Origin of the sequence: Neptunitalea chrysea, from assembly GCF_027924145.1 — a bacterium.
Taxonomy (GTDB): domain Bacteria; phylum Bacteroidota; class Bacteroidia; order Flavobacteriales; family Flavobacteriaceae; genus Neptunitalea; species Neptunitalea chrysea.
In genome coordinates this window covers 78,892-99,761 of the sequence record NZ_BRVP01000001.1, presented here as the reverse complement: position 1 = coordinate 99,761, position 20,870 = coordinate 78,892, and the positions used below count along the sequence as shown (strand labels likewise).

Below are 20,870 nucleotides of genomic sequence, written 5' to 3'. Positions count from 1 at the left end.
AAATTGCACGCATTCTTTTTATACAGTCACAAATGAATTTAAAAGACCAAATAGATACAAATAACCTACCTAAGCACATTGCCATCATTATGGATGGTAACGGAAGATGGGCTAAAGGGAAAGGTAAAATACGCGTATTTGGTCATGAAGAAGGGACTAAATCTGTTAGAAAAACAGTTACGCTTTGTGCTAAGCTAGGAATTAAAAATCTTACCCTATTCGCTTTTTCTACTGAAAATTGGAATAGACCTAAATTAGAGGTAACCGCTTTGATGAAAATATTAGTTTCTTCCCTTAAAAAGGAAACAACTACTTTTCTCGAAAACAATATACAACTCAATGTTATAGGTAGAATAGACGATTTACCGAATAATGCCAAGAAAGAACTTTTAGAAGTTATTAACAAAACTAAAGACAATGATGGACTTATTTTGACGTTAGCATTAAGTTATGGTGCAAGAGAAGAAATTAAAAATGCCGTGGTTGATATCGCGTCGAAAGTTAAAAATAATATAATTTCTTTGGAAAGCATTGATGATTTACTCATTAATAAGCATCTTTACACACACAATTTGCACGATGTGGACTTACTTATAAGAACCAGTGGTGAGTGCAGGATTAGTAATTTTTTACTATGGCAGATTGCGTACGCCGAATTATATTTTACAGATACACTTTGGCCCGATTTTAGAGAAAACGATTTGTTTGAAGCAATAATAAATTACCAGAAAAGAGAACGAAGATTTGGAAAAACTAGCGAACAGATATGCAGCCCCTTGCATAATGCAACCTAAACTTATTAAGATTTTATTTGTATTATGTACTTTATTTTTTAGTTCACATTCAATTGCTCAGGTAACTGAAGATGAAATTATAGAAAAAGGAAAACAATATACTCTTGCTGAAATAGAAGTAACAGGCCTAAAAACCTTTAATAAGCAAACAGTAATTACCGCAACAGGACTTAGAGTAGGACAAAAAATGTCTTTCCCTAGTGATGAGATTAGCGATATTATTAAAAAGCTTATAGGCTATGATCTTTTTAGTAATGTAGATGTATATGCTGCTACAGAAGGTGACAACTTATACCTAACTTTTGACCTTCAGGAACTTCCTGCTTTGTCCGATTTTAAAATTGTTGGTATAAAAGACCGTAAGAAAGAAGACATTATTACGGATACCGAATTAAAAAAAGGTAAGAAAGTTACCGAAAGTTTTATAGTTAACACGCGTAACTTCCTCATTAATAAATATAAAGATGACGGTTACAGTAACGCAAAAGTAACCGTTACTACCAGAGTAGATAGTACCGAAGCGAACGCTGTTAAAATGCTTATAAACATTGATAAAGGTGCTCGTTTAAAAATTAAATCAATAGACATTGTTGGTAATGAAAAGCTTTCTGATAAGAAATTAAGAAAGGCTATGAAAAATACCAAACAAAAAGCTATATACAGATTTTGGAAAAAATCTAAATATATACCTGAAAATTTTGAGGAAGATTTAAGTTCTTTGTTAGATAAGTATAAAGAAAATGGTTACCGTGATGCGCGTATACTTTCAGATTCTGTTATCAGTAATGATGACAATACGCTCTCTATTGCTATTAAAGTACAAGAGGGTGATAAGTATTACTTCGGTGACATTGAGTTTGTAGGGAACAACGTGTACTCAGATGCAACACTTAAAAAGGTTTTAGGTCTTAAAAAAGGAGACACTTATAATGGCGTATTACTTAAAAAACGTATTCAGGATAATACCGATCCCGACGCAGATGATATTACAAACTTATACCAAAACAGTGGTTACTTATTCTCTAATATAAGTCCGGTTGAGGTTTCTGCTAAAAATGACACGATCGATTTTGAAATACGTATTATAGAAGGTAAGCCAGCATACTTTAGCCACATTACTGTAGTAGGTAACGACCGTACCAATGACCATGTTATCTATCGTGAATTAAGAACAAAACCAGGAGAACTATACCAAAAGTCTAATGTTGTACGTAGTGTACGTGAAATTAGCCAATTAGGTTTCTTTGATCCTGAATCAGTAGATCCGCAAATAAAAAATGCAAACGCAGCTGCTGGTACTGTTGATGTTGAATATCATGTGGTAGAAAAAGGATCTAGCCAGGTACAGTTACAAGGTGGTTACGGTGGAGGTGGTTTCATTGGAACCTTAGGACTATCGTTCAATAACTTCTCTATTAGAAACATTTTTAATAAAAAAGCATATCGTCCATTACCAATGGGTGATGGTCAATCATTAGCATTACGCTTACAAGCTAGTAGGTTCTATCAAACGTATAGTTTTTCATTTGCAGAACCATGGTTAGGTGGTACAGAACCTAAACAATTATCTGTTTCCTTGAACCACACAAAACAATACGCAAGTAGTTACTCTAGTACAGGATATTACACAGGTAATGTAGATAAAAGTAGAAGATTCCTAATTACCGGAGTTTCTATAGGAATAGCGAAACGTTTAAAAGCTCCTGATGATTATTTCTATTTTTCACAAGCTTTAAGTTTACAACATTATAACCTTAAAAATTATTCTACATCACTATTTACCTTCCCTAACGGACATTCAAATTCGTTAGCGTATACTGTAGGTCTATCTAGAAAATCATCTGGTCCTAGCCCTATATTCCCTAAAACAGGTTCAGACTTTAGCCTTTCTGCCAAATTCACACTTCCATACTCTTTATTTGATGGTGTAGACTACAAAGCGTTAAGAGAAGAAAGAGACGAATTAGAAGCAAGTGGTGACGATATTGACAGAATAGGCGAAATTGACCAAAAACGTTTTGAGTGGTTAGAATTTTATAAAATTAAATTCTCAGGAAACTGGTATACATCATTACCTGCAAAATTTGTTTTAAAAACAGGATCAGAATTTGGTTTCTTAGGTAGTTATAACAGCTCGCGTGGTTTAGTACCTTTCGAAAGATTCTTTGTGGGGGGTGATGGTATGGCTAACTATACCTTAGATGGTAGAGAAAATGTACAGCTTAGAGGGTATCCTAATCAAAGTTTATCTTCATCAGATGGTTCTGTAATTTATAACAAATTCTCGCTTGAATTACGTTACCCTATCACACTTAAACCGCAAGCATCTATTTATGCATTAACATTTATAGAAGGTGGTGCTGCTTTTGATAGCTTTAGAGAGTTTAATCCGTTCCAATTAAAAAGATCTGCCGGATTTGGTCTACGTATATTTATGCCTGCCTTTGGTTTATTAGGGATTGATTTTGGACATGGTTTCGACTCTATCGATGGCACAAATCAGCCAAATGGTTGGGAAACTCATTTCGTTATTGGACAACAATTTTAATTTTTGGCATGGTTTTTTATTTACTAGGATTACAAACGAAAATTTATTAGCTTTTAGCACTAAAAATCATATTATGAAAATCAAGTTTTTAGCAATAATTGTAATCTTTTTAAGCATTAACTCTACTGTTTCAGCACAAAAATCTATTAGGATTGGTTATGTTGATATGAACTACATTTTACAAAATGTACAAGAATATCAAACCGCTAACAAACAACTTAATGATAAGGTGCTGAAGTGGAAAAAAGAAATGGAGAAAATGCAGAGCGAAATAAACAGTAGACGTGCTGAGTTAAATGCAGAAAGTGTATTGCTAACAAAAGAATTAATTGAAGAACGAGAAGAAGATATATCTATATTAGAAGGTGAACTTTTAGATTACCAACAACAACGTTTTGGACCCGACGGTGATTTAATCACGCAGAAGAAAACCTTAGTTCAGCCTATTCAGGATCAGGTTTTCAATTCGGTACAAGAAGTTGGAAAGGGTAGAAAATTTGATTTTGTATTTGATAAGTCATCCGACTTAATGATGTTATATGCCGACAAAAAATACGATATAAGTGATATTGTTCTTATGTCTATTAACAGAGCAGAAAAAATACAAGCTAGAGAAAAAGCGCTTGACGAATTTGATAAACAAACAAATCCAGCACTTTTAGAAAGAGAAAAAAAATTAGAAGAAAAACGAAAATTACAAGAACAAAAGAAAGCTGAACGTCAAGCGGCATATGAAGCTAAAAGACAAAAACTTTTAGAACAACGAGAAGCACGTATAAAAGCAAAAGAAGAAGCTCTTAAAGCAAAGCAAAATAAAGACAACGAAAATACGCAGAGCGACGAAGAAGAATAAACAAATTTAAAAATTTAAAAAACTTAGAAATGAAGAGTATTAAAAAATTAGCAGTAACCGTAGTTTTATTTATCGGCTTTTTTATGACTGCCAATGCGCAAAATAAGATTGCCCATATAAACACTCAGCAATTAATACAGGAAATGCCTGAAATGCAACAAGCTAACAGTGAACTACAATCATTAGAAGCTACTTACTCAGAAGATATCCAAGCTTCTAAAAAAGAATTACAAGCAAAAGCAAAGGCTTTAGAAGACAAAACTAAAACCTTAACAAACGCAGAAATTGAAGCAAGAAGAGCAGAGTTTGAAAAAGAGGCTCAAGAATTACAAGTTATGAATGCTAATATTGAAGAAGCTAGTAAGAACTACATGAAAATTCTTCAAACAAAACAACAGGAAAAATTAGCTCCTATCTATAAAAAAGTACAAGACGCTATTAAAAAAGTAGCAGCAGATCAAGGTATCGACTATGTTTTAGATGCTACCCAAGGTGGAGGTCTTATTGTTGCTAATGGTAAAGATTTACTTCCTGATGTTAAAAAAGAATTAGGAATCTAATTAGATATTATAAAATATACTATAGTAAAACTGCCCCTTTATAAGTGGCAGTTTTTTATTTTTGTACCATGAGCAATTCTCCTATTGGTCTTTTTGACTCCGGTATTGGTGGACTAACTATCTGGAAAGAAGTTGTTAATTTGCTACCCTATGAAAACACTATCTATCTTGCCGATAGCAAAAATGCTCCTTACGGAGAAAAGTCAAAAGAAGACATCTTAGCGCTTTCTATTAAGAATACAGAGTATTTAATTAAACAAGGATGTAAACTCATTGTAGTAGCTTGTAACACTGCTACCACAAACGCTATAGACTATTTAAGAGCTAACTATAACATTCCATTCATTGGAATAGAACCTGCAATAAAACCTGCTGCCTTGCAAACAAAAAACCAGTCGGTTGGAATACTTGCTACCAAAGGCACTTTGAGCAGTCACCTTTTTAGTACAACCTCTTCTATTTATGCCTCAAATATTAATGTTACCGAACAAATTGGTGAAGGAATTGTTGATCTTATAGAACAAGGCAAGCTACATTCAGAAGAGATGACCTTACTACTTAATAAGTATATACAACCCATGATAGATGCCAACATAGATTATCTCGTATTAGGTTGTACACACTACCCCTATCTTATTCCGCAACTACAACAACTACTACCAGATAACGTTACTATAATAGACTCCGGAAAAGCGATTGCCAAGCAAACAAAAAAAATAATATCGGAATTGGCTCTATTCAACACCAATACCACTAATATTCATCATCGCTTACATAGTAATTTAAACGCACAGCTCATGGAAACATTTGTTGCACCTAATTCTCATATAAAAATTGAATTTGCAGACTTTTAATCCTCAGCTTCTTCTTTTTTAAACCACCCAGAATATTTTACGTAGTTATTAGCTATTCTGTCTATTTCACCACTAATTAATTCCTGGCTAATATCTTTAACTTTCTTAGCAGGTACACCGGCATATATACTCCCCGCCTCTACATGTGTATTTTTTGTAACCACTGCTCCTGCAGCAATTATTGAATTACTCTCTATAACACAATCATCCATAACAATACTCCCCATTCCTATAAGTACATTATCATGAATTGTACAGCCGTGCACCAAAGCATTATGACCAATAGAAACATTATTACCTATAGTGGTAGGCGACTTCTGATATGTAGCATGAATAACGGCACCATCCTGTACATTTACTTTATCTCCCATTTTAATAAAATGAACATCGCCACGTAATACTGCATTAAACCATATGCTACATTGTTTTCCCATAGACACCTCCCCTACCATAGTAGCGTTAGGTGCTATAAAACAATCTTCTCCTATTTCTGGATAATTACCGTTAACCTCTAGTATAATCATCTAATAAATTTTTAATTAAAATATGATAATAATTCAGATTTTCTGGAAGCAGAAACCATAATCTCCCTTTGATTATCTAATACCACGCTTCCTCCTTTTCCTTTTTTATATTTCTTAATCTTGCACACACTTACTAAATACGACTTATGTACCCGAGCAAATGAATGAACAGCCAAAAGATCTTCAAAATATTTTAAAGTTTTACTTACCAATATCATTTTATCTTTAAAATGTACTTCGGTATAATTATCATCTGCCTTACAATAATATACTTCCGCAACATCAATAACCTCAAAACCATCCTGTACTGGAATTGTAATTTTACCTGGCACATTTTTAACATTAGGCGCTAACACCTTATTATAAAGTTCAAGCTCTTTATTCTTTATATCAACAACATAATCTACAGCCTTTATCAACTCATCAATATCAATAGGTTTCATTAAATAATATGATGCATGCTGATTAAGCGCGTCCATAGCATAATGATTATAAGCCGTAACAAAAATAACTTCGAAAGACCTATCTGGCATCTTATCTAATAAATCAAAGGCATTACCATAAGGCATCTCTACATCTAGAAATAATAAATCTGGCTGATGCTTTTCTAACAACTGTATTCCATCATTAATATTAGCTGCTTCTGCAACTATAGCGATACTTTTACAATACTTAGCAGCATAGTTTCTTAAAATATCTCTACTAACCGCCTCGTCTTCTATTATAATTGCTTTCAATAGTTCCATTTAATCCTTTTTTAAAATAACAATCACACGGGTACCGGTTTCAGGCTGTTCCAAATCTTCTATAGCTACCTCAAACCTATCTTTGTACATAGAATTTAAAATCTCTATTCGTTTGTTAATATTTTCCATCGCCTTAGACTTTTTCCTTTTTTGATGCTCCGTCTTTAAAGCCATCGATTGTTTTCTTCCTATACCATTATCCTCTATTATAACCTTAATACTTTCAAAAGTATTCTTTTCTACATATACCTTTAGCAATCCTTTAGTTTCTCTATAACGCAGCCCATGCCAAATAGCATTTTCTATATAAGGCTGCAATAACATAGGAGGTATTACAAACTCATCTGAAGCTATAGCATCGTCCATGTTAAATTCAAAATCAAATTTATCGGTAAATCTTGAGTGCTCTAGCTTAATATACAGTTTAAGCAACTCAACCTCCTTAGAAAAAGGTATTACATCCTCCTCAGAATTCTCTAATACACTACGCATTAAAGATGAAAACTGACTTAAAAATCTATTCGCATTACGCTCATCATTGGTTGCTATGTAATGATTAACAGAGTTCAATGCATTAAATATAAAATGTGGATTCATTTGCGACCGTAATGACTTTAACGCCAACAAATTATTATTTAATTTTTGCTGCTTATTACTTCTAAAAAACAAATAAGCCGTAAACCCCATTAAACACAAACCAGCAATTAATAAATAAATTGTCCACTGTTGCCGTTTATTACTTTCAATAGTTAATCGCTGATTTTGAATAGCCAAATCCATTTTACCGCGTTGCAAATCGCGTTCCTTTTCTAAACTTGTAATACGTTCTTGCTTAGAGGCTATATCTCTACGCAAACGGGTAGCCTGAGATATCTGTTGCTCCTTTTTAATATATAAAGTATCTACCAGGTGTACATAATTCTGATACGTCTCTAAAGCTTTCTCAAAATCACCTACGCTACGGTAAACCTCAGATAGTTTTCTGGTAGCATCTTTTTGCACCACAATATCTTTCTTTTTATCTGCTTCAGAAATACTCTTTTCTAAATATGGTATCGCCTTTTTAAACTCATCTTTAGAAACATAAGCTCTACCAATTTTATAATTACTTTTTTGAATAGACAAAGAATCGGTCATAACAGCATCATCTGTATTATCTAATTCCTCTAACTTCTCTAAATTCTTTTTCCGAATAGATATCTCTTTATCATACATTTCATTTTCACCATAAAAATCAGCCGTATTCTCCAAAGCTTTAATTAACTCTCCTCCATCAGATTTGTTTTGCGCTAAAAGTACAGAGTTATTAAAATACCCTATAGCATTGGTTTGATCTCCTATTTTAGCATACGCAGAACCTAACTGAGCACTAATATCAATAGCCTTAGCATCTCTACGCGCTACTGCTAAGTCTAAAGCTTTCTTTCTATAAGTAATTGATTGATCCTCTTCTTTAAGCACATCTAATACATCTGCAAGCGTATTAAATACTTCTATTTTTTGTTTTGAATTTAAATGTTTTGAAGCCGTTAAAGTTTTTAATAACACTTTACTCTTTTTATACTGCTTATTTAAAAAATACGCTTTGCCTAATTTTAAACTTAATGCATCACTAGTTTTTTCAGAAACAGCATTCTTATAATTTTCCACAGCCAAGTCATACTGTTTCCAATACACATAAATATCACCTAATAATTCAAAAGAAGCTTCTCTTTGGGTTTCAAACCGATAGTTCCTAAGTATTCGTAACGATTTTTCTATAGCCTCTAAACTCTTCTCAATAGATGTTTCCTGATAGCTCTTTGCTGTATCTAATAACTTTTTATGCAATTCTACTATTTCATCAGTATCCTCAGGCATATAAAAGTCCTTTACAAGAACATCTACATCCTCTTCCGATTTTAATGTGTAATAGACCGGTAATATATCCATACCAGTTACTACCAACTCATCTCCTATACGTGCTCTAATCTGAAATTCCCCTGAATAATCAGTAAGCTCTGTTGTAGACGCACCCGATATATAGACCTCAATTCCCTTTATAGGTTTTTTACTATCATAGTCCTTAACAGTACCTTTTAAGGTAAAGTAATTTGCACTGGTTTTTGCCTCATTATACTGTTGACCAAAACAAAAGGTAAAAGACCCTAGTAATATTAGTAAGATAACATACTTCATTTTATTCCTTAAACTACGATAAACATACATTGAATTTATGATATACGAAAACGCTATTCATACAATAACTTACATAAACAGTTGTAAAACAACCTAAAAAGGAGTGTTTACTCAATCAAAATACCATTTCCCTAAGTTAACCCTTCACCACACGCATTCAAACTTTTTTAGCATAAAAGTTTAGACTAGCTTACCCTAAATAAAACAATAATACATATGAAAAAAAGAGTCACATCAGTCTTATTAATCCTCGGAGTATTGCATATACATGCACAGGTAAAAGGTAATTATAACCCGGAAGGATCTTTTCTAATATCACGACAAAATGTTACACAAACATCCAGCTTAAATCTTCAAACGCAAGACAAAACTCTTTTTAAAGCCACCCCACCTACAAATACGATAGATATAAACATACGTACACTCTACAATGTAAAGGCAGCCAAATATGTAGCTGTATTTAATATTACACAAGTAGGTGAAACCACAAATCAAACCAATACATTAGCAAGTGAACGTATAAACAACATTAGAAATATACTCTTAGCTAAAGGGATTCATAAAGAAGATATAGTAACAGATGTTATATCTTTTAACCCTGAATACGAAACTACCATAGAGAAAAAACTATTTAGTAAACGCTACGTAGAAGTACCCACAGGGTTTGAATTACAGGAAAACCTACATATAGGATTTGATGATATAATTTTATTTGAAGACATCTTAAAAGCATGTGCTCAAAACGAAGTTTATAACCTTATAAAGGTAGATTACTTTATTAAAGATCTGGAATCTATATATAAAGAAATTGAAGAAAAAGTATTAGCTACTATTAAACAAAAGAAAACCTTTTACGAACAACTAGGATTCGATTTAAGTAATTACACACCACAATATGTCGAAGCTAAATATTGCTATACACCAAAAGACTTTTATAAAAGCTTTCAAGCATTTAACAGTGTTTCTATAGAGGCCATCACAAAAAAGCAAGGCGTTACAAAAGCTAAACAACAAACTTCCTACTTTTATCAACCGTTAACAAGTGAAAGTTTTGATATTGTATATAACCCAACTATCATAGAACCGGTTATACAGGTAGTGGTACATAACCAGCTAAGATATATTCCAAAACCCGAACCCATACCTGCACCAGAAAAAGAATATATTATAATAAACCCCAGCGGTAAAACTGATATTCAGAAACTTAAAACAACATTATAAAAAAAAGAGGGGATAAATTATCCCCTCTTTTCATATGACTAAATACTAACTAATAAAATTATTCGTATTATTGATTAAATGGACAGTTACAGTGGTAAGCTTCTTTTTCTTCTCCAAAAGTAAGTCCTAAAGTAATTTGGTGATATCCTCCATTCTGAAACTTAATATCTCCCATTTGGTAAGAATACGTATACCCAAACATAAAATTGTTATAGGTAACCCCTAATACAGGAGAAATCAACTGTAATTTTTGTTCGCTGGTTGCTTGTCCTAAAACATAATCAGCACCATCTAAACTACTTCTATATGAAAGACCACCCCAAAATCTACCAAATTCCATTTTCTTATAAGCTAAGAAGTTTAAATCAACAGTACTTTCTTTGGTAAAGTTAACATATTGGAAAAGTACAGATGGTTGGAAACTCCATTCCGATTCACCAAACGTATACCCTGTAGATAAAACTACTCTTCTTTTATTACCAGATTCTGATTGACTATACAAATTTCTTTTTTCCTTTAGAACATTTAAAACAGAAAATTGAGCATAGAAATCACCAAATGCATAAGCCATCCCTATATCAACATTAGGCTCTGTACTTGTTTGATCTGTTCCAAGAATATTATTATCTACAACTCCATTGTAATTAAAAAATTCAGATTCATCTAAGCGACCCTGAAAAACTACCGCGCTTAAACCAAATGAAAGTTGATTTAAATATCTTCTTCTACTATCTAAGCTAATATGGTGAGCATATGTTAATTTAACACCTGTTTGAGAATGGTATCCATTTCTATCATTAATCACCATAGCTCCTAACGCAGAACGGTCTCCCATTCTAGAGTTAATCCCTATAGTTTGTAAGGCAGGTGCCTGATCAACTCCAAACCATTGTTGTCTGGCCGTCATTCTTACTTTAGTACCAGAACCAGCACCAGCCATTGCAGGGTGCACTAAATAATAGTTATCTGTAAGATAATCTAAATAAACAGGTAACCCTTCTTGAGAATATAAATAACCTGAAAACGTTAAAAAAAGCAATAAGAAGTATTTCTTTAAATTCATGGTTTTATTTGTCATATTTATGTATACCTATACAAGTTTGTTAGATGTTTTGCACAGCTAAGATAAGACTTTCGTAAAGTAGCTACCATAATAACTTAAAAAATGTTAAAATATTATATAAACAAAAAAATATCCACCATTTACTTCAAGATGAATATTCAGTTTTAAGAAATTATAAAATTAACATTTAGTCATGGTTAGATTCTTTCGCCTTATCGAAAACAATAATAAATCTTTTTTATGAAACTGTTAATTAAAATGCCATAATTTAACAGCTTTATTCTAAAAATTTATTTCAAAGCAGCAAATTACAGAAATACTATTTAATTTTCATAATGAAATATTAAATTATCTTAAAAATTATTAATACATGAAATAATAAAGTCCAAGAAAATTAAAAATATTTTGTTTTACCTATTTTTGTGAAAAATATTTAATTGATGTCCAAATTCAAAATTAGCATACAACACACTAACAATCCTACAATTGTTAAATTTACAGCAAATGAGTTTCTTACAAAGAACTCTTATGAATTTAAAAATATAGACGAGGCAGGTAATTCACCTTTAGCGCAGCAGCTATTTTATTTACCTTTTATAAAAACCGTTTATATTTCAGGAAATTTTATTGCTGTAGAACGCTATAACATTGTAACCTGGGAACAAGTTGCAGAAGAAGTAGGAACCCAGATAGAAAACTATCTAAACGAAGGTAAACCGGTATTAATAGTTGACGAAACATCTAAGAAAGTACCTGTAACAGTATATGCTGAGAGCACCCCTAACCCAGCAGTAATGAAATTTGTTGCCAACAAAAAATTAGTTACTACCATATGGGAATTTAAAAATATAGACGAGACTGCTCATGCTCCTTTAGCTAAATCGCTTTTCCACTTTCCGTTTGTAAAGGAAGTTTTTATGGATGAAAACTACATCTCTATCACTAAATATGACGTGGCAGAATGGAGTGAAGTAACCATGGAAATACGAGAGTTCATAAGAAACTACATTACTGATGACAAAGAAATTATTTCTGAAGGAGCAACTGCTCAAAAGCAAGAAACTAATGAGGTTAGTAATGATGAGTTTGAAAAACTTGACACTACCTCTCAACAAATTATCAATATTTTAGAAGAATATGTAAAACCAGCAGTTGCCAGTGATGGTGGTAATATCTCTTTTCAAGGTTTTGATGAGGAATCACAACGTGTTTCTGTTGTTTTACAAGGTGCTTGCAGCGGATGCCCGTCTTCTACTTTTACGTTGAAAAATGGTATTGAAACCATGCTACGCGAAATGTTAAACAATCCTGATATAAAAGTAGAGGCTCTAAACGGTTAGTTAAGAGCCTCTTTTATATTTCTTTTTATGTTCTTTAAGTGTTATTTCACAATTTCTTTATAGTCATTGTGAAATTCTTGGAACATTTCTAATAAACTAATTACAGCTCCAATTAAATCCTTGGTTTCTAACAGGAGACTAAAGTATAGTTTAGTATTCTTTGGAGACGTTTCTGTTGTTCTAATTCTATCAATTTGCTTTTGAATTAGTACAGCAACATGATCTTGAAGCTGCTTGTGCTTAAGAATAATAGTAGATACATCATCAAAAATCTCTTTATCGAAACTACTAGATATTTCATCAAATAACACTTGTAGCTCTTTATCAATACTCTTAAGATCTCTAATCTGATTAAATTTAAGATTCTTATGGTTATTGTTTACGTGTGAATAACTATTTTTAGTTATAAACCCTATAGACTGTACCATATCTTGTAAATAATCAAGAATAAGGATGTAAAACTTACTAGCCTCTACAGAAGTATCATCTAACGACTTTATAAAATAGAATACATCACTTTTTAACGCATCTACCTCTTCCTCTAGCTTATTTAAACTCTTCTTATTCTTTTTTAAATTACTAAGCTCTTGCAAGCCTAAGTTATCTATAACATTCTTATACAAATTATTAACTTTCCCTATAACCCTAGAGATATTATCAGAACTCTCATTAATAATCTCATTAATAGTTATTAAATCAGCTCTATCAAACTTACGGTTTGCTTCTTTCTCTTGCTCTACTTTTTTGTGTAGCATATAACTACGGAAAAGCAATAAGCCAGCTATAATAAGTAACCCAACAACAGCAAATATTTTTCCGTAAAATATAATAGTTGCGAAAATTGCTGCAGCAACAAACGCCACTAAAGCCGTTACGAACCAACCTCCTATTACATTAAATACACCAGCAACACGATATACTGCACTCTCTCTACCCCATGCACGATCTGCTAACGACGACCCCATAGCCACCATAAAAGTAACGTAGGTTGTAGATAACGGTAATTTTAACAAAGTACCTATAGAAATTAATATACTAGCAACTACTAAATTTACTGCTGCCCTAACCAAGTCAAATGCAGGAGCATCTTCATCTTTCGATGTTTTTTTAGTTTCTCTAAAACGCTCATCTAATTTTCTACTAATAGACTTAGGTACAACATACCTTATTCCTGTAGAAATATTAACAGAGGCGCGTACTACTAACCTCGACAAGGAATTAGGCTCAAATCGCTCCGCACCATCATTCTGTCTTGCTAGGTTAACTCCTGTTTCAACTACTGCACGTGCTTTTTTAGAAAACCACAAAGTAATTACCATAATAACTCCTGCTAAAAATAACAGATAGGTATTGGCTGGTACTTTTGATGCAAGAGCACCCATGGTTAAGTCGGCAGGAAATCCTTTATCAAAAGCAATTTCGTAAGAGCTTAAAGCCGCTAATGGCACCCCAATAAAGTTTACAAGATCATTCCCTGCAAAAGCCATTGCTAACGCAAAGGTTCCTACAACAATAACAACTACTAAAATATTAACTTTAAGCACATTTTGTAATAGATATGAAGCTAATGTCCAAATTATAAAACTAATACCTATTAACATCAAAGTATTGTCATTAATCCAAGCAAGTGTATCAGCAGAAATAAAGGCTACCCCTTTTAAACCTTTAAATAATATAAAGTAAGAGATAGATGTTATAGCTACCCCTCCAAATAGACCTCCGGTAAATTTCAGATTTTTTTCGTAATCAAATGTAAATATTAAACGTGATACATACTGAACTATAGCCCCCACGGAGAACGCTATGAGAACCGAAACAAAAATACCCCGAATAATTTCGTAGGCCTTTGTAGTATTAATATAATTCATGATTTCCGCAAAGCCTTGTCCATCGTTTAATACTTTAATAGACGCAATAGCAACGGCAGAACCTAATAATTCAAATACAATAGAGACTGTTGTAGAGGTAGGCATCCCCAAAGAGTTAAATAAATCTAACAGCAAAATATCTGTTATCATTACCGCCACAAACACAATCATAATCTCTTCAAAGTAAAACTGATCTGGATTGAAAATTCCTTTTCTTGCCACCTCCATCATACCACTTGAGAAAATAGCACCAAATGCAATCCCTGCACTAGCCACTATCATAATGGTTTTCATAGATACTGCTTTAGATCCAATAGCAGAATTTAAAAAGTTTACAGCATCATTACTAACACCTACAACTAAGTCAATAATTGCCAGTACAGCTAAGGTCACCAGCAGAAATATGTACACTTGATCCATTATAAATTTATTATGTAGCAAAAGTGTGGTAATATGAATAATTAAATGTTAAGATAATGTTACCAAATACCGCCTTTAACTACTTTTTAATATGATTTGGCAAAAATAATTATTTCATCATCAAGTAAGGTTATTTAAAAATTAATTACCTTACTATAGTCAGTTAAAAAGACCGTTTATGAAACTAAAAAATCCAAATAAGTTAATACACGAAAATAGCCCATACCTATTACAGCATGCATATAATCCGGTTAAATGGCATGCATGGGATCCATCTATTTTAAAACTTGCTAAAAAAGAGCATAAGCCCCTATTAATAAGTATTGGATACGCAGCCTGCCATTGGTGCCATGTAATGGAAGAAGAATGCTTTGAAGATAGTGAAGTAGCTAAGGTTATGAATAGTAAATTCATAAACATTAAAATTGACCGAGAAGAACATCCTGATATTGACCACCTTTATATGAATGCGCTGCAACTTATGCAAAACACAGGGGGATGGCCTTTAAATATTATTGCCTTACCAGACGGCAGACCTTTTTGGGGAGCTACCTATGTTAGAAAAAATGAGTGGATTCAAACACTTCATCAGCTTTCCGAGATTTACGTTACGCAACCTCAAAAAGTGATAGAGTATGCAGATAAACTAGAAAAAGGACTTGCTCTTTTTAACCTTACCGAGACCTCTACAAAATCACATCTCTCTATAGACGCTATTAAAAATGCAGTTTACAAATGGAAACAGAGTTGGGATACTACCTATGGTGGTAATAATGGGGCACCCAAGTTTATAATGCCAGTGCATTACACGTTTTTACTTTCTTATGCCTACCACACTAATGACACATTCGTAAAAACGTTTATTGAAAACACCTTAACACATATTAGTAACGGTGGAATTTACGATTGTTTAGGAGGCGGATTTTCAAGATATAGTGTAGATGAACAATGGCATGTACCCCATTTTGAAAAAATGCTTTATGATAATGCCCAATTAATTTCATTATACGCCCAAGCCTATAACTATTTTAAAAACCCCGATTTTATTGCTACCTGCATTGAAACTATTGAATTTACCTTTACCGAGTTAAATTATAACAATACTGCTTTCTATGCATCACTAGATGCCGATAGTTTAAATACTGAAAACATAAAAGAAGAAGGTGCTTATTATGTTTGGACGAAGCCCGAATTAAAACAACTACTTAAAGAGCACTATGCTGTTTTTAAAAAAGCTTATAATATTAACAAAACCGGATATTGGGAAAACAACAATTACGTACTCTACAAAACAGAGTCTATTAAATCTGTTGCACAGGCATTTAAATTAAGCGCTGCTGAAACTACCACTATTCTAAAAAAATGTAGAACAATACTATACAAGGAACGATTGAAAAGAAATGCTCCTGCTATTGACACCAAAATACTCACCGGGTGGAATGCCTTAATGATTACTGCATTAGTTGAAGCTTATTACGGTACAGAAAACTTACAATATCTGGAAAAAGCTAAAACAGTTGCCACTTTTATTATAACAAATCTAACCAATGAAAAAGAACAACTCATTCGCTCATTAAAGGAAACAAAACCTATCCTTGGTTACTTAGAAGATTATAGTTTAACTATCCAAGGGTTGCTACAACTCTTTGAAGCAACGGGAGAATTATCATGTTTAGAACAAAGTGAAAAGTACACTAACATTTGTATGGATGAATATTATGATACCGCTTCAGGACTATTTTTCTTTTCATCTAACGAAATACCTGTGGTAGTTCAACGAACTATTGAAAAATCTGACAACGTAATACCTGCTTCTACTAGTGTTATGGCAGATAATCTTGAGAAATTATACGTATACACTTCCAAAGAACACTATAGAACCATAGCCATCAAAATGAGAGCAGCAATGAGTAGCGATGCTGTTTCGTACCCAAGATCATATGCTAATTGGATGAAAGTGCTGTTAAAGCAATGTTGCCCAGCACATGAAATTGTAATTATTGGTAAAGAAGCTCAAGAAACTTTAATGGAATTAAAAAAAATCTATTTACCTAATGTGATATTCGCCATCAGTAAAACCAATAGTACACTTCCTATTTTTAAAAACCGATATAAAGAAGGTAAAACGCTTATTTATGTTTGCACCAATAACTCTTGTAATTTACCCGTTGAATCTATTGAAGAAGCATTAGAAAAGATTAGTAAATAAGACTTAGTTCGCTTTTTTACCGGTTACAAAATCTTTTAAGTAAAAAGGTTCAAAGTAAGCTATATTTTCAAAATCATTCTTTTGATATTTTTGAAAAGCCAACTGACCAACCTCTTTTGCAGAAGGAAATTTGTTATCTACAAACACAGCATTTGCATGAGAGATAACTGATTTACATTTTTGAGCCCCGTCACCTAGAAAAAGTACTTTCCCTTTTTCCAGATAGGTTAAAAATGAGGTTTCATCTATTACTTCAGCCTCAACTACTCTTACTGGTTCCATTGCATTGGTAAAAACAGCAGAATACACCTCCATACGTCTGGCATCTATCAAAGGTATTATATACATTACCTCTGCAGCCACCGCTTGATAAGCTAACGCTTCTAACGTAGACACCGACAACATGGGCTTATCCCACGCAAAACAAAGTCCTTTTACTGTAGACACCCCAATACGTAAACCTGTGTATGAACCAGGTCCTTTACTTACAGCAATAGCATCTATATCTTCTGGCGCTACATTCCCTAACTCCATTACTTCTTTTATAAATACATGTAATTTTTCTGCATGCGAAAAGCTACCAGTATTCTCTTCCTTTATAAAAGTTACTTCATTTCTATTACTTAACACTACCGAACAATTGGTACCCGAAGTTTCAACACTAAGAATATAGCCCATTTCTAAAAACATTTAAAGTGCAAATATAAAAAAAGAGAAGTGCTAAAAACCGCACTTCTCTTTAAATTGATTCTGTCCCAACACATACAGAACCAACATCTCCGCTAACAAACTTGGGTTACACAAAACAAATGTGCTAATTCTTTCTTTTTCAATAACAATTGTTAGCTTTTTCCCCTTAACTAAATTTGTAATTACAATTAATTTCCCCCTTAACTTTAATTACATTACAAATAAAGAACATAGACCCTATAAAAAAAATCCTCAACAATGAGGATTTTTTTAACTATACGAATATTTTTTATTTTCTAATTATTCCTTTTTATCTGCCTTCTTATCGTTTACTTTATCCCCAGGGCTTAAAGTTGATGATACCACTCCATACGGTCCGGTAATTATCTCGTCTCCCTCTTTTAATCCAGATACAATCTCGATATTCGACTCATCCTGAATTCCGGTTTTCACAACCCTCAATTTCGCCTCATCGCCTTCTTTCACAAAAACACATTCAAAACGTTCTGTAGCTGTATTCTCTTCCTTATCATCTATAGCCAAAATATCCTTTTTAGTATTCGTGGTATCCGTTTTCATAACCACAGCACTAATAGGCACTCCAGCAATCCCTTTTTTAGTAGTGGTTATAACATCAACTGTTGCCGTCATACCTGGTCTAAACGGAGAGTAATGCTCAGGCTTTCCTTCTAATAAATCTTTATACGAAATTTCTAAAATTCTAACCTTCACTTTAAAGTTTGTCACCTGATCAGAACTTGTAGTCTCGTTAGACGTATTTGCTATTTCTGTTACAATTCCTTTAAATTCCTTTTTAGGGTAGGCATCAACTTCTACTATAGCACTATCTCCCACTACTACTTTAACAATATCATTTTCATTCACATCTACTTCAACCTCCATATTGCTAAGATTAGCTACCCTTAAAATTTCGGTACCAGTCATTTGTTGTGTTCCTAAAACACGCTCTCCTACTTCTACATCTAATTTAGATATGGTTCCTGATACCGGAGCATATATGGTAGTTCTCTTTAAATTGTCCTGCGCTTCTGATACCGATGCCGCCGAACTTTCTACATTATAAAAAGCAGACTCCTTAGTAGCCTTAGCCACCGAATACGTAGATACTACCTTATCCCACTCTGCTTTAGAAATAACCCCTTTATCAAAAAGAATTTTATTTCTATCATAATTTTGCTTCGCCTCTAACAAACTAGCCTCTGCCTGTTGTAAATTAGCTCTTGTATTTTGCAATGCGGCTTCTGTTCTATTTAAACTAGACTCATAAATATCTGGATTAATTCGTACTAACAAATCACCCTTCTTCACTTGTTGTCCTTCTACTATAGGCAAATCAATAATCTCACCCGATACCTCTGAAGATATCTTAACTTCAACTTCCGGTTGTATTTTTCCTGTTGCAGAAACCTTTTCAACAATATCAAGTTTTTCTAGTTTCTGAATGGTAACGTCTGTAAAATTTTCATTGGATCCTAGCATCCCAGCTTTCTTAGCTCCAATTAATCCGGCTAATAATAACAATACAACTACCAGTATTATAAAAAATGTTTTCTTACTCATAATTAAAAAGGTTTAATTGGCCGTTACGGGAATGCCAAAATAAAATTCTAAGACTTTTAGTTTAAAAATATAATCGTATTTGTTTCGTACCACATCTGACTGTGCGCTTTCGTAATCAGTTTTAGACTGGTTGTAATCATAAGAGTTTAACAGCCCAACATTATAGCGCTCTTCAGTAAAATTAAAAGCTTGTCTACGAGCCTCTAATGTTTTTAGTGAAGCTTCATAAAGCTTCTTAGCATTAGATGCATCCATATAGGCCTGATACACATTTTTTTCAAGATCTAGTTTTGATTGCTCTAAAGCATTTTCTGCTCGCAATGTATTTATTTTGCTGCGCTGCACATTAGCTCTGGTACTAAATCCGTTTAATACAGGTATACTAAGTTGCATACCAAGACCAATACCATCGTATGAAGCTAACTGATTCATAAAGTCGATATTGCTTAAACTAGACCAACGTGTATTATAACTAAAAAAACCAGATAATGTAGGATAGTAAGCACCTTTAGCCAACTTTTGGTCAATCTTTGCCAATTCTAAATTAGATTGTGCCACTTTAATAGTATTAAGCACTTCTTTAGCCTTATCTGATATCTCTTTAGGAGACTTATCTAAAATGGCTATATCTAACGGTACTTCAAACTCTTCATCTACAATATCAAAGTCTGCATAATCTTTAATAAGTAAGGTTTGCGCCAAACCTATTTTAGAGATTAGTAAGGTATTTTGGGCTACAATAATTTGTTGCTCTTGCGAGGCTTGCGTTGCCTGAAGATCGTAAATATCTCCCGCAGGTAACGATCCTGCATTAATCAATTCTTGCGTACGTTCTAAGTTCTCTTTGGTTAGTGCACTTTGTACTTCTAGAACTTTTAACTGCTCTTTGTTAGATAGTATTTCAACATAGGCATTGGCCACCATTAAAACAATATCATCTTTCATTCCATCGAGCGAATATTGAGTAGCTATTTTGTTTAATTTGGCACGTTGCAGTGTTCTCCAGTTCGTAAGACCCGAAGATAAATTTATAGAAGATGTTCCTCCTCCGTTAAAAGTAGAAAATCCTGTATCATACGTATTGGTAGTCTGGTTAAGTCCCACACTAGGGTTATACGTATACGTTCCGCTAAAACTTAAATTAGGAATAAAATTACCTTTTGCCGCTAGCAAGTCGCTATCGGTTAACCTAAGATCGAGTGTAGATTGCTTTACAGAGATATTATTTTCTAAAGCATAATTCACACACTCCATAAGTGTCCATTTCTTTTCTTGACTCCAACTCACCGACGCTATAAAAAAAGCCGATAGAACAAGAATCTTTTTTATTGGAATAGAATAATACATAAATAGTAATACTAAAGTTTGTTTAAAACTAAATTCATTAGCATTAGACTACCTCCTATACTATTTGTTACAAT

Annotated in this window: 16 protein-coding genes; 8 read left to right on the top strand and 8 right to left on the bottom strand. The window is 33.1% G+C overall.

The window, feature by feature from the left end:
• The first annotated feature begins 32 nt into the window (after positions 1–32).
• The 5 genes from uppS (at position 33) to murI (ending at position 5,609) form a co-directional block, all read left to right on the top strand.
• Positions 33–794 (top strand): undecaprenyl pyrophosphate synthase, encoded by a 762-nt coding sequence (uppS, locus tag NBRC110019_RS00395; protein ID WP_281751182.1) that lies wholly within the window; start codon positions 33–35, stop codon positions 792–794.
• Positions 784–3,342, top strand: a complete 2,559-nt coding sequence (gene bamA / locus NBRC110019_RS00390) for an outer membrane protein assembly factor BamA (protein ID WP_281751179.1) — start codon at positions 784–786, stop codon at positions 3,340–3,342. Before uppS ends, bamA begins: the two co-directional genes overlap by 11 nt.
• 73 nt (positions 3,343–3,415) lie before the next feature.
• Positions 3,416–4,195: an OmpH/Skp family outer membrane protein gene (locus NBRC110019_RS00385; protein ID WP_281751177.1), complete on the top strand. Its 780-nt coding sequence runs from the start codon at positions 3,416–3,418 to the stop codon at positions 4,193–4,195.
• Between the two features lie 29 nt (positions 4,196–4,224).
• Positions 4,225–4,755 (top strand): OmpH/Skp family outer membrane protein, encoded by a 531-nt coding sequence (locus NBRC110019_RS00380; protein WP_281751175.1) that lies wholly within the window; start codon positions 4,225–4,227, stop codon positions 4,753–4,755.
• Positions 4,756–4,823: 68 nt separating this feature from the next.
• Positions 4,824–5,609: a glutamate racemase gene (murI, locus tag NBRC110019_RS00375; protein ID WP_281751173.1), complete on the top strand. Its 786-nt coding sequence runs from the start codon at positions 4,824–4,826 to the stop codon at positions 5,607–5,609.
• Here the strand turns inward: murI and NBRC110019_RS00370 are convergent.
• The 3 genes from NBRC110019_RS00370 to NBRC110019_RS00360 are packed head-to-tail and all read right to left on the bottom strand — an operon-like array spanning position 5,606 to position 9,057.
• On the bottom strand, positions 5,606–6,133 hold the full coding sequence (locus tag NBRC110019_RS00370; RefSeq protein WP_281751171.1) for a gamma carbonic anhydrase family protein: 528 nt from the start codon (positions 6,131–6,133) through the stop codon (positions 5,606–5,608). The two genes, murI and NBRC110019_RS00370, sit on opposite strands and share 4 nt — an antisense overlap.
• Before the next feature lie 11 nt (positions 6,134–6,144).
• Positions 6,145–6,879, bottom strand: a complete 735-nt coding sequence (locus tag NBRC110019_RS00365; protein WP_281751169.1) for a LytR/AlgR family response regulator transcription factor — start codon at positions 6,877–6,879, stop codon at positions 6,145–6,147.
• Positions 6,880–9,057, bottom strand: a complete 2,178-nt coding sequence (locus NBRC110019_RS00360; protein ID WP_281751167.1) for a histidine kinase — start codon at positions 9,055–9,057, stop codon at positions 6,880–6,882.
• A gap of 216 nt (positions 9,058–9,273) precedes the next feature.
• Here NBRC110019_RS00360 and NBRC110019_RS00355 point away from each other — a divergent pair, with 216 nt between their 5' ends.
• Positions 9,274–10,278 (top strand): SIMPL domain-containing protein, encoded by a 1,005-nt coding sequence (locus NBRC110019_RS00355; RefSeq protein ID WP_281751165.1) that lies wholly within the window; start codon positions 9,274–9,276, stop codon positions 10,276–10,278.
• A gap of 67 nt (positions 10,279–10,345) precedes the next feature.
• Here NBRC110019_RS00355 and NBRC110019_RS00350 read toward each other — a convergent pair whose 3' ends face one another.
• Positions 10,346–11,341, bottom strand: a complete 996-nt coding sequence (locus NBRC110019_RS00350; protein ID WP_281751163.1) for a PorP/SprF family type IX secretion system membrane protein — start codon at positions 11,339–11,341, stop codon at positions 10,346–10,348.
• 440 nt (positions 11,342–11,781) lie between these two features.
• Here NBRC110019_RS00350 and NBRC110019_RS00345 point away from each other — a divergent pair, with 440 nt between their 5' ends.
• Positions 11,782–12,681 carry a NifU family protein gene (locus tag NBRC110019_RS00345; protein WP_281751161.1) on the top strand — a complete coding sequence of 300 codons (900 nt, stop codon included), beginning with the start codon at positions 11,782–11,784 and terminating at the stop codon, positions 12,679–12,681.
• A gap of 41 nt (positions 12,682–12,722) precedes the next feature.
• Here NBRC110019_RS00345 and NBRC110019_RS00340 read toward each other — a convergent pair whose 3' ends face one another.
• Positions 12,723–14,969 (bottom strand): inorganic phosphate transporter, encoded by a 2,247-nt coding sequence (locus NBRC110019_RS00340; RefSeq protein ID WP_281751159.1) that lies wholly within the window; start codon positions 14,967–14,969, stop codon positions 12,723–12,725.
• A 178-nt stretch (positions 14,970–15,147) separates the two neighbouring features.
• Between NBRC110019_RS00340 and NBRC110019_RS00335 the strand changes: the two genes are divergently transcribed.
• Positions 15,148–17,178, top strand: a complete 2,031-nt coding sequence (locus tag NBRC110019_RS00335) for a thioredoxin domain-containing protein (protein WP_281751156.1) — start codon at positions 15,148–15,150, stop codon at positions 17,176–17,178.
• Between the two features lie 3 nt (positions 17,179–17,181).
• On the opposite strand, the gene tsaB is transcribed toward NBRC110019_RS00335, so the two are convergent.
• The 3 genes from tsaB to NBRC110019_RS00320 all read right to left on the bottom strand — a co-directional run bounded on the left by tsaB (position 17,182) and on the right by NBRC110019_RS00320 (position 20,796).
• The gene (gene tsaB, locus NBRC110019_RS00330; protein WP_281751154.1) at positions 17,182–17,856 is read right to left on the bottom strand and encodes a tRNA (adenosine(37)-N6)-threonylcarbamoyltransferase complex dimerization subunit type 1 TsaB; all 675 of its coding nucleotides are present in this window, start codon (positions 17,854–17,856) and stop codon (positions 17,182–17,184) included.
• Between the two features lie 312 nt (positions 17,857–18,168).
• A complete protein-coding gene (locus tag NBRC110019_RS00325) occupies positions 18,169–19,449 on the bottom strand; it encodes an efflux RND transporter periplasmic adaptor subunit (RefSeq protein ID WP_281751152.1) in 1,281 nt (426 codons plus the stop codon).
• Positions 19,450–19,461: 12 nt separating this feature from the next.
• Complete coding sequence (locus NBRC110019_RS00320) at positions 19,462–20,796, bottom strand: TolC family protein (RefSeq protein ID WP_281751150.1); 1,335 nt, start codon at positions 20,794–20,796, stop codon at positions 19,462–19,464.
• Between the last annotated feature and the right edge of the window lie 74 nt (positions 20,797–20,870).

Bases quoted from the DNA above. Each gene is read 5' to 3' on its own strand.
- NBRC110019_RS00360 (WP_281751167.1), bottom strand. From the start codon at position 9,057: ATGAAGTATGTTATCTTACTAATATTACTAGGGTCTTTTACCTTTTGT.
- NBRC110019_RS00320 (WP_281751150.1), bottom strand. From the start codon at position 20,796: ATGTATTATTCTATTCCAATAAAAAAGATTCTTGTTCTATCGGCTTTT.
- NBRC110019_RS00340 (WP_281751159.1), bottom strand. From the start codon at position 14,969: ATGGATCAAGTGTACATATTTCTGCTGGTGACCTTAGCTGTACTGGCA.
- bamA (WP_281751179.1), top strand. From the start codon at position 784: ATGCAACCTAAACTTATTAAGATTTTATTTGTATTATGTACTTTATTT.
- NBRC110019_RS00335 (WP_281751156.1), top strand. From the start codon at position 15,148: ATGAAACTAAAAAATCCAAATAAGTTAATACACGAAAATAGCCCATAC.
- tsaB (WP_281751154.1), bottom strand. From the start codon at position 17,856: ATGGGCTATATTCTTAGTGTTGAAACTTCGGGTACCAATTGTTCGGTA.
- uppS (WP_281751182.1), top strand. From the start codon at position 33: ATGAATTTAAAAGACCAAATAGATACAAATAACCTACCTAAGCACATT.
- NBRC110019_RS00365 (WP_281751169.1), bottom strand. From the start codon at position 6,879: ATGGAACTATTGAAAGCAATTATAATAGAAGACGAGGCGGTTAGTAGA.
- NBRC110019_RS00370 (WP_281751171.1), bottom strand. From the start codon at position 6,133: ATGATTATACTAGAGGTTAACGGTAATTATCCAGAAATAGGAGAAGAT.
- NBRC110019_RS00350 (WP_281751163.1), bottom strand. From the start codon at position 11,341: ATGAATTTAAAGAAATACTTCTTATTGCTTTTTTTAACGTTTTCAGGT.
- NBRC110019_RS00380 (WP_281751175.1), top strand. From the start codon at position 4,225: ATGAAGAGTATTAAAAAATTAGCAGTAACCGTAGTTTTATTTATCGGC.
- NBRC110019_RS00325 (WP_281751152.1), bottom strand. From the start codon at position 19,449: ATGAGTAAGAAAACATTTTTTATAATACTGGTAGTTGTATTGTTATTA.
- NBRC110019_RS00385 (WP_281751177.1), top strand. From the start codon at position 3,416: ATGAAAATCAAGTTTTTAGCAATAATTGTAATCTTTTTAAGCATTAAC.
- NBRC110019_RS00355 (WP_281751165.1), top strand. From the start codon at position 9,274: ATGAAAAAAAGAGTCACATCAGTCTTATTAATCCTCGGAGTATTGCAT.
- murI (WP_281751173.1), top strand. From the start codon at position 4,824: ATGAGCAATTCTCCTATTGGTCTTTTTGACTCCGGTATTGGTGGACTA.
- NBRC110019_RS00345 (WP_281751161.1), top strand. From the start codon at position 11,782: ATGTCCAAATTCAAAATTAGCATACAACACACTAACAATCCTACAATT.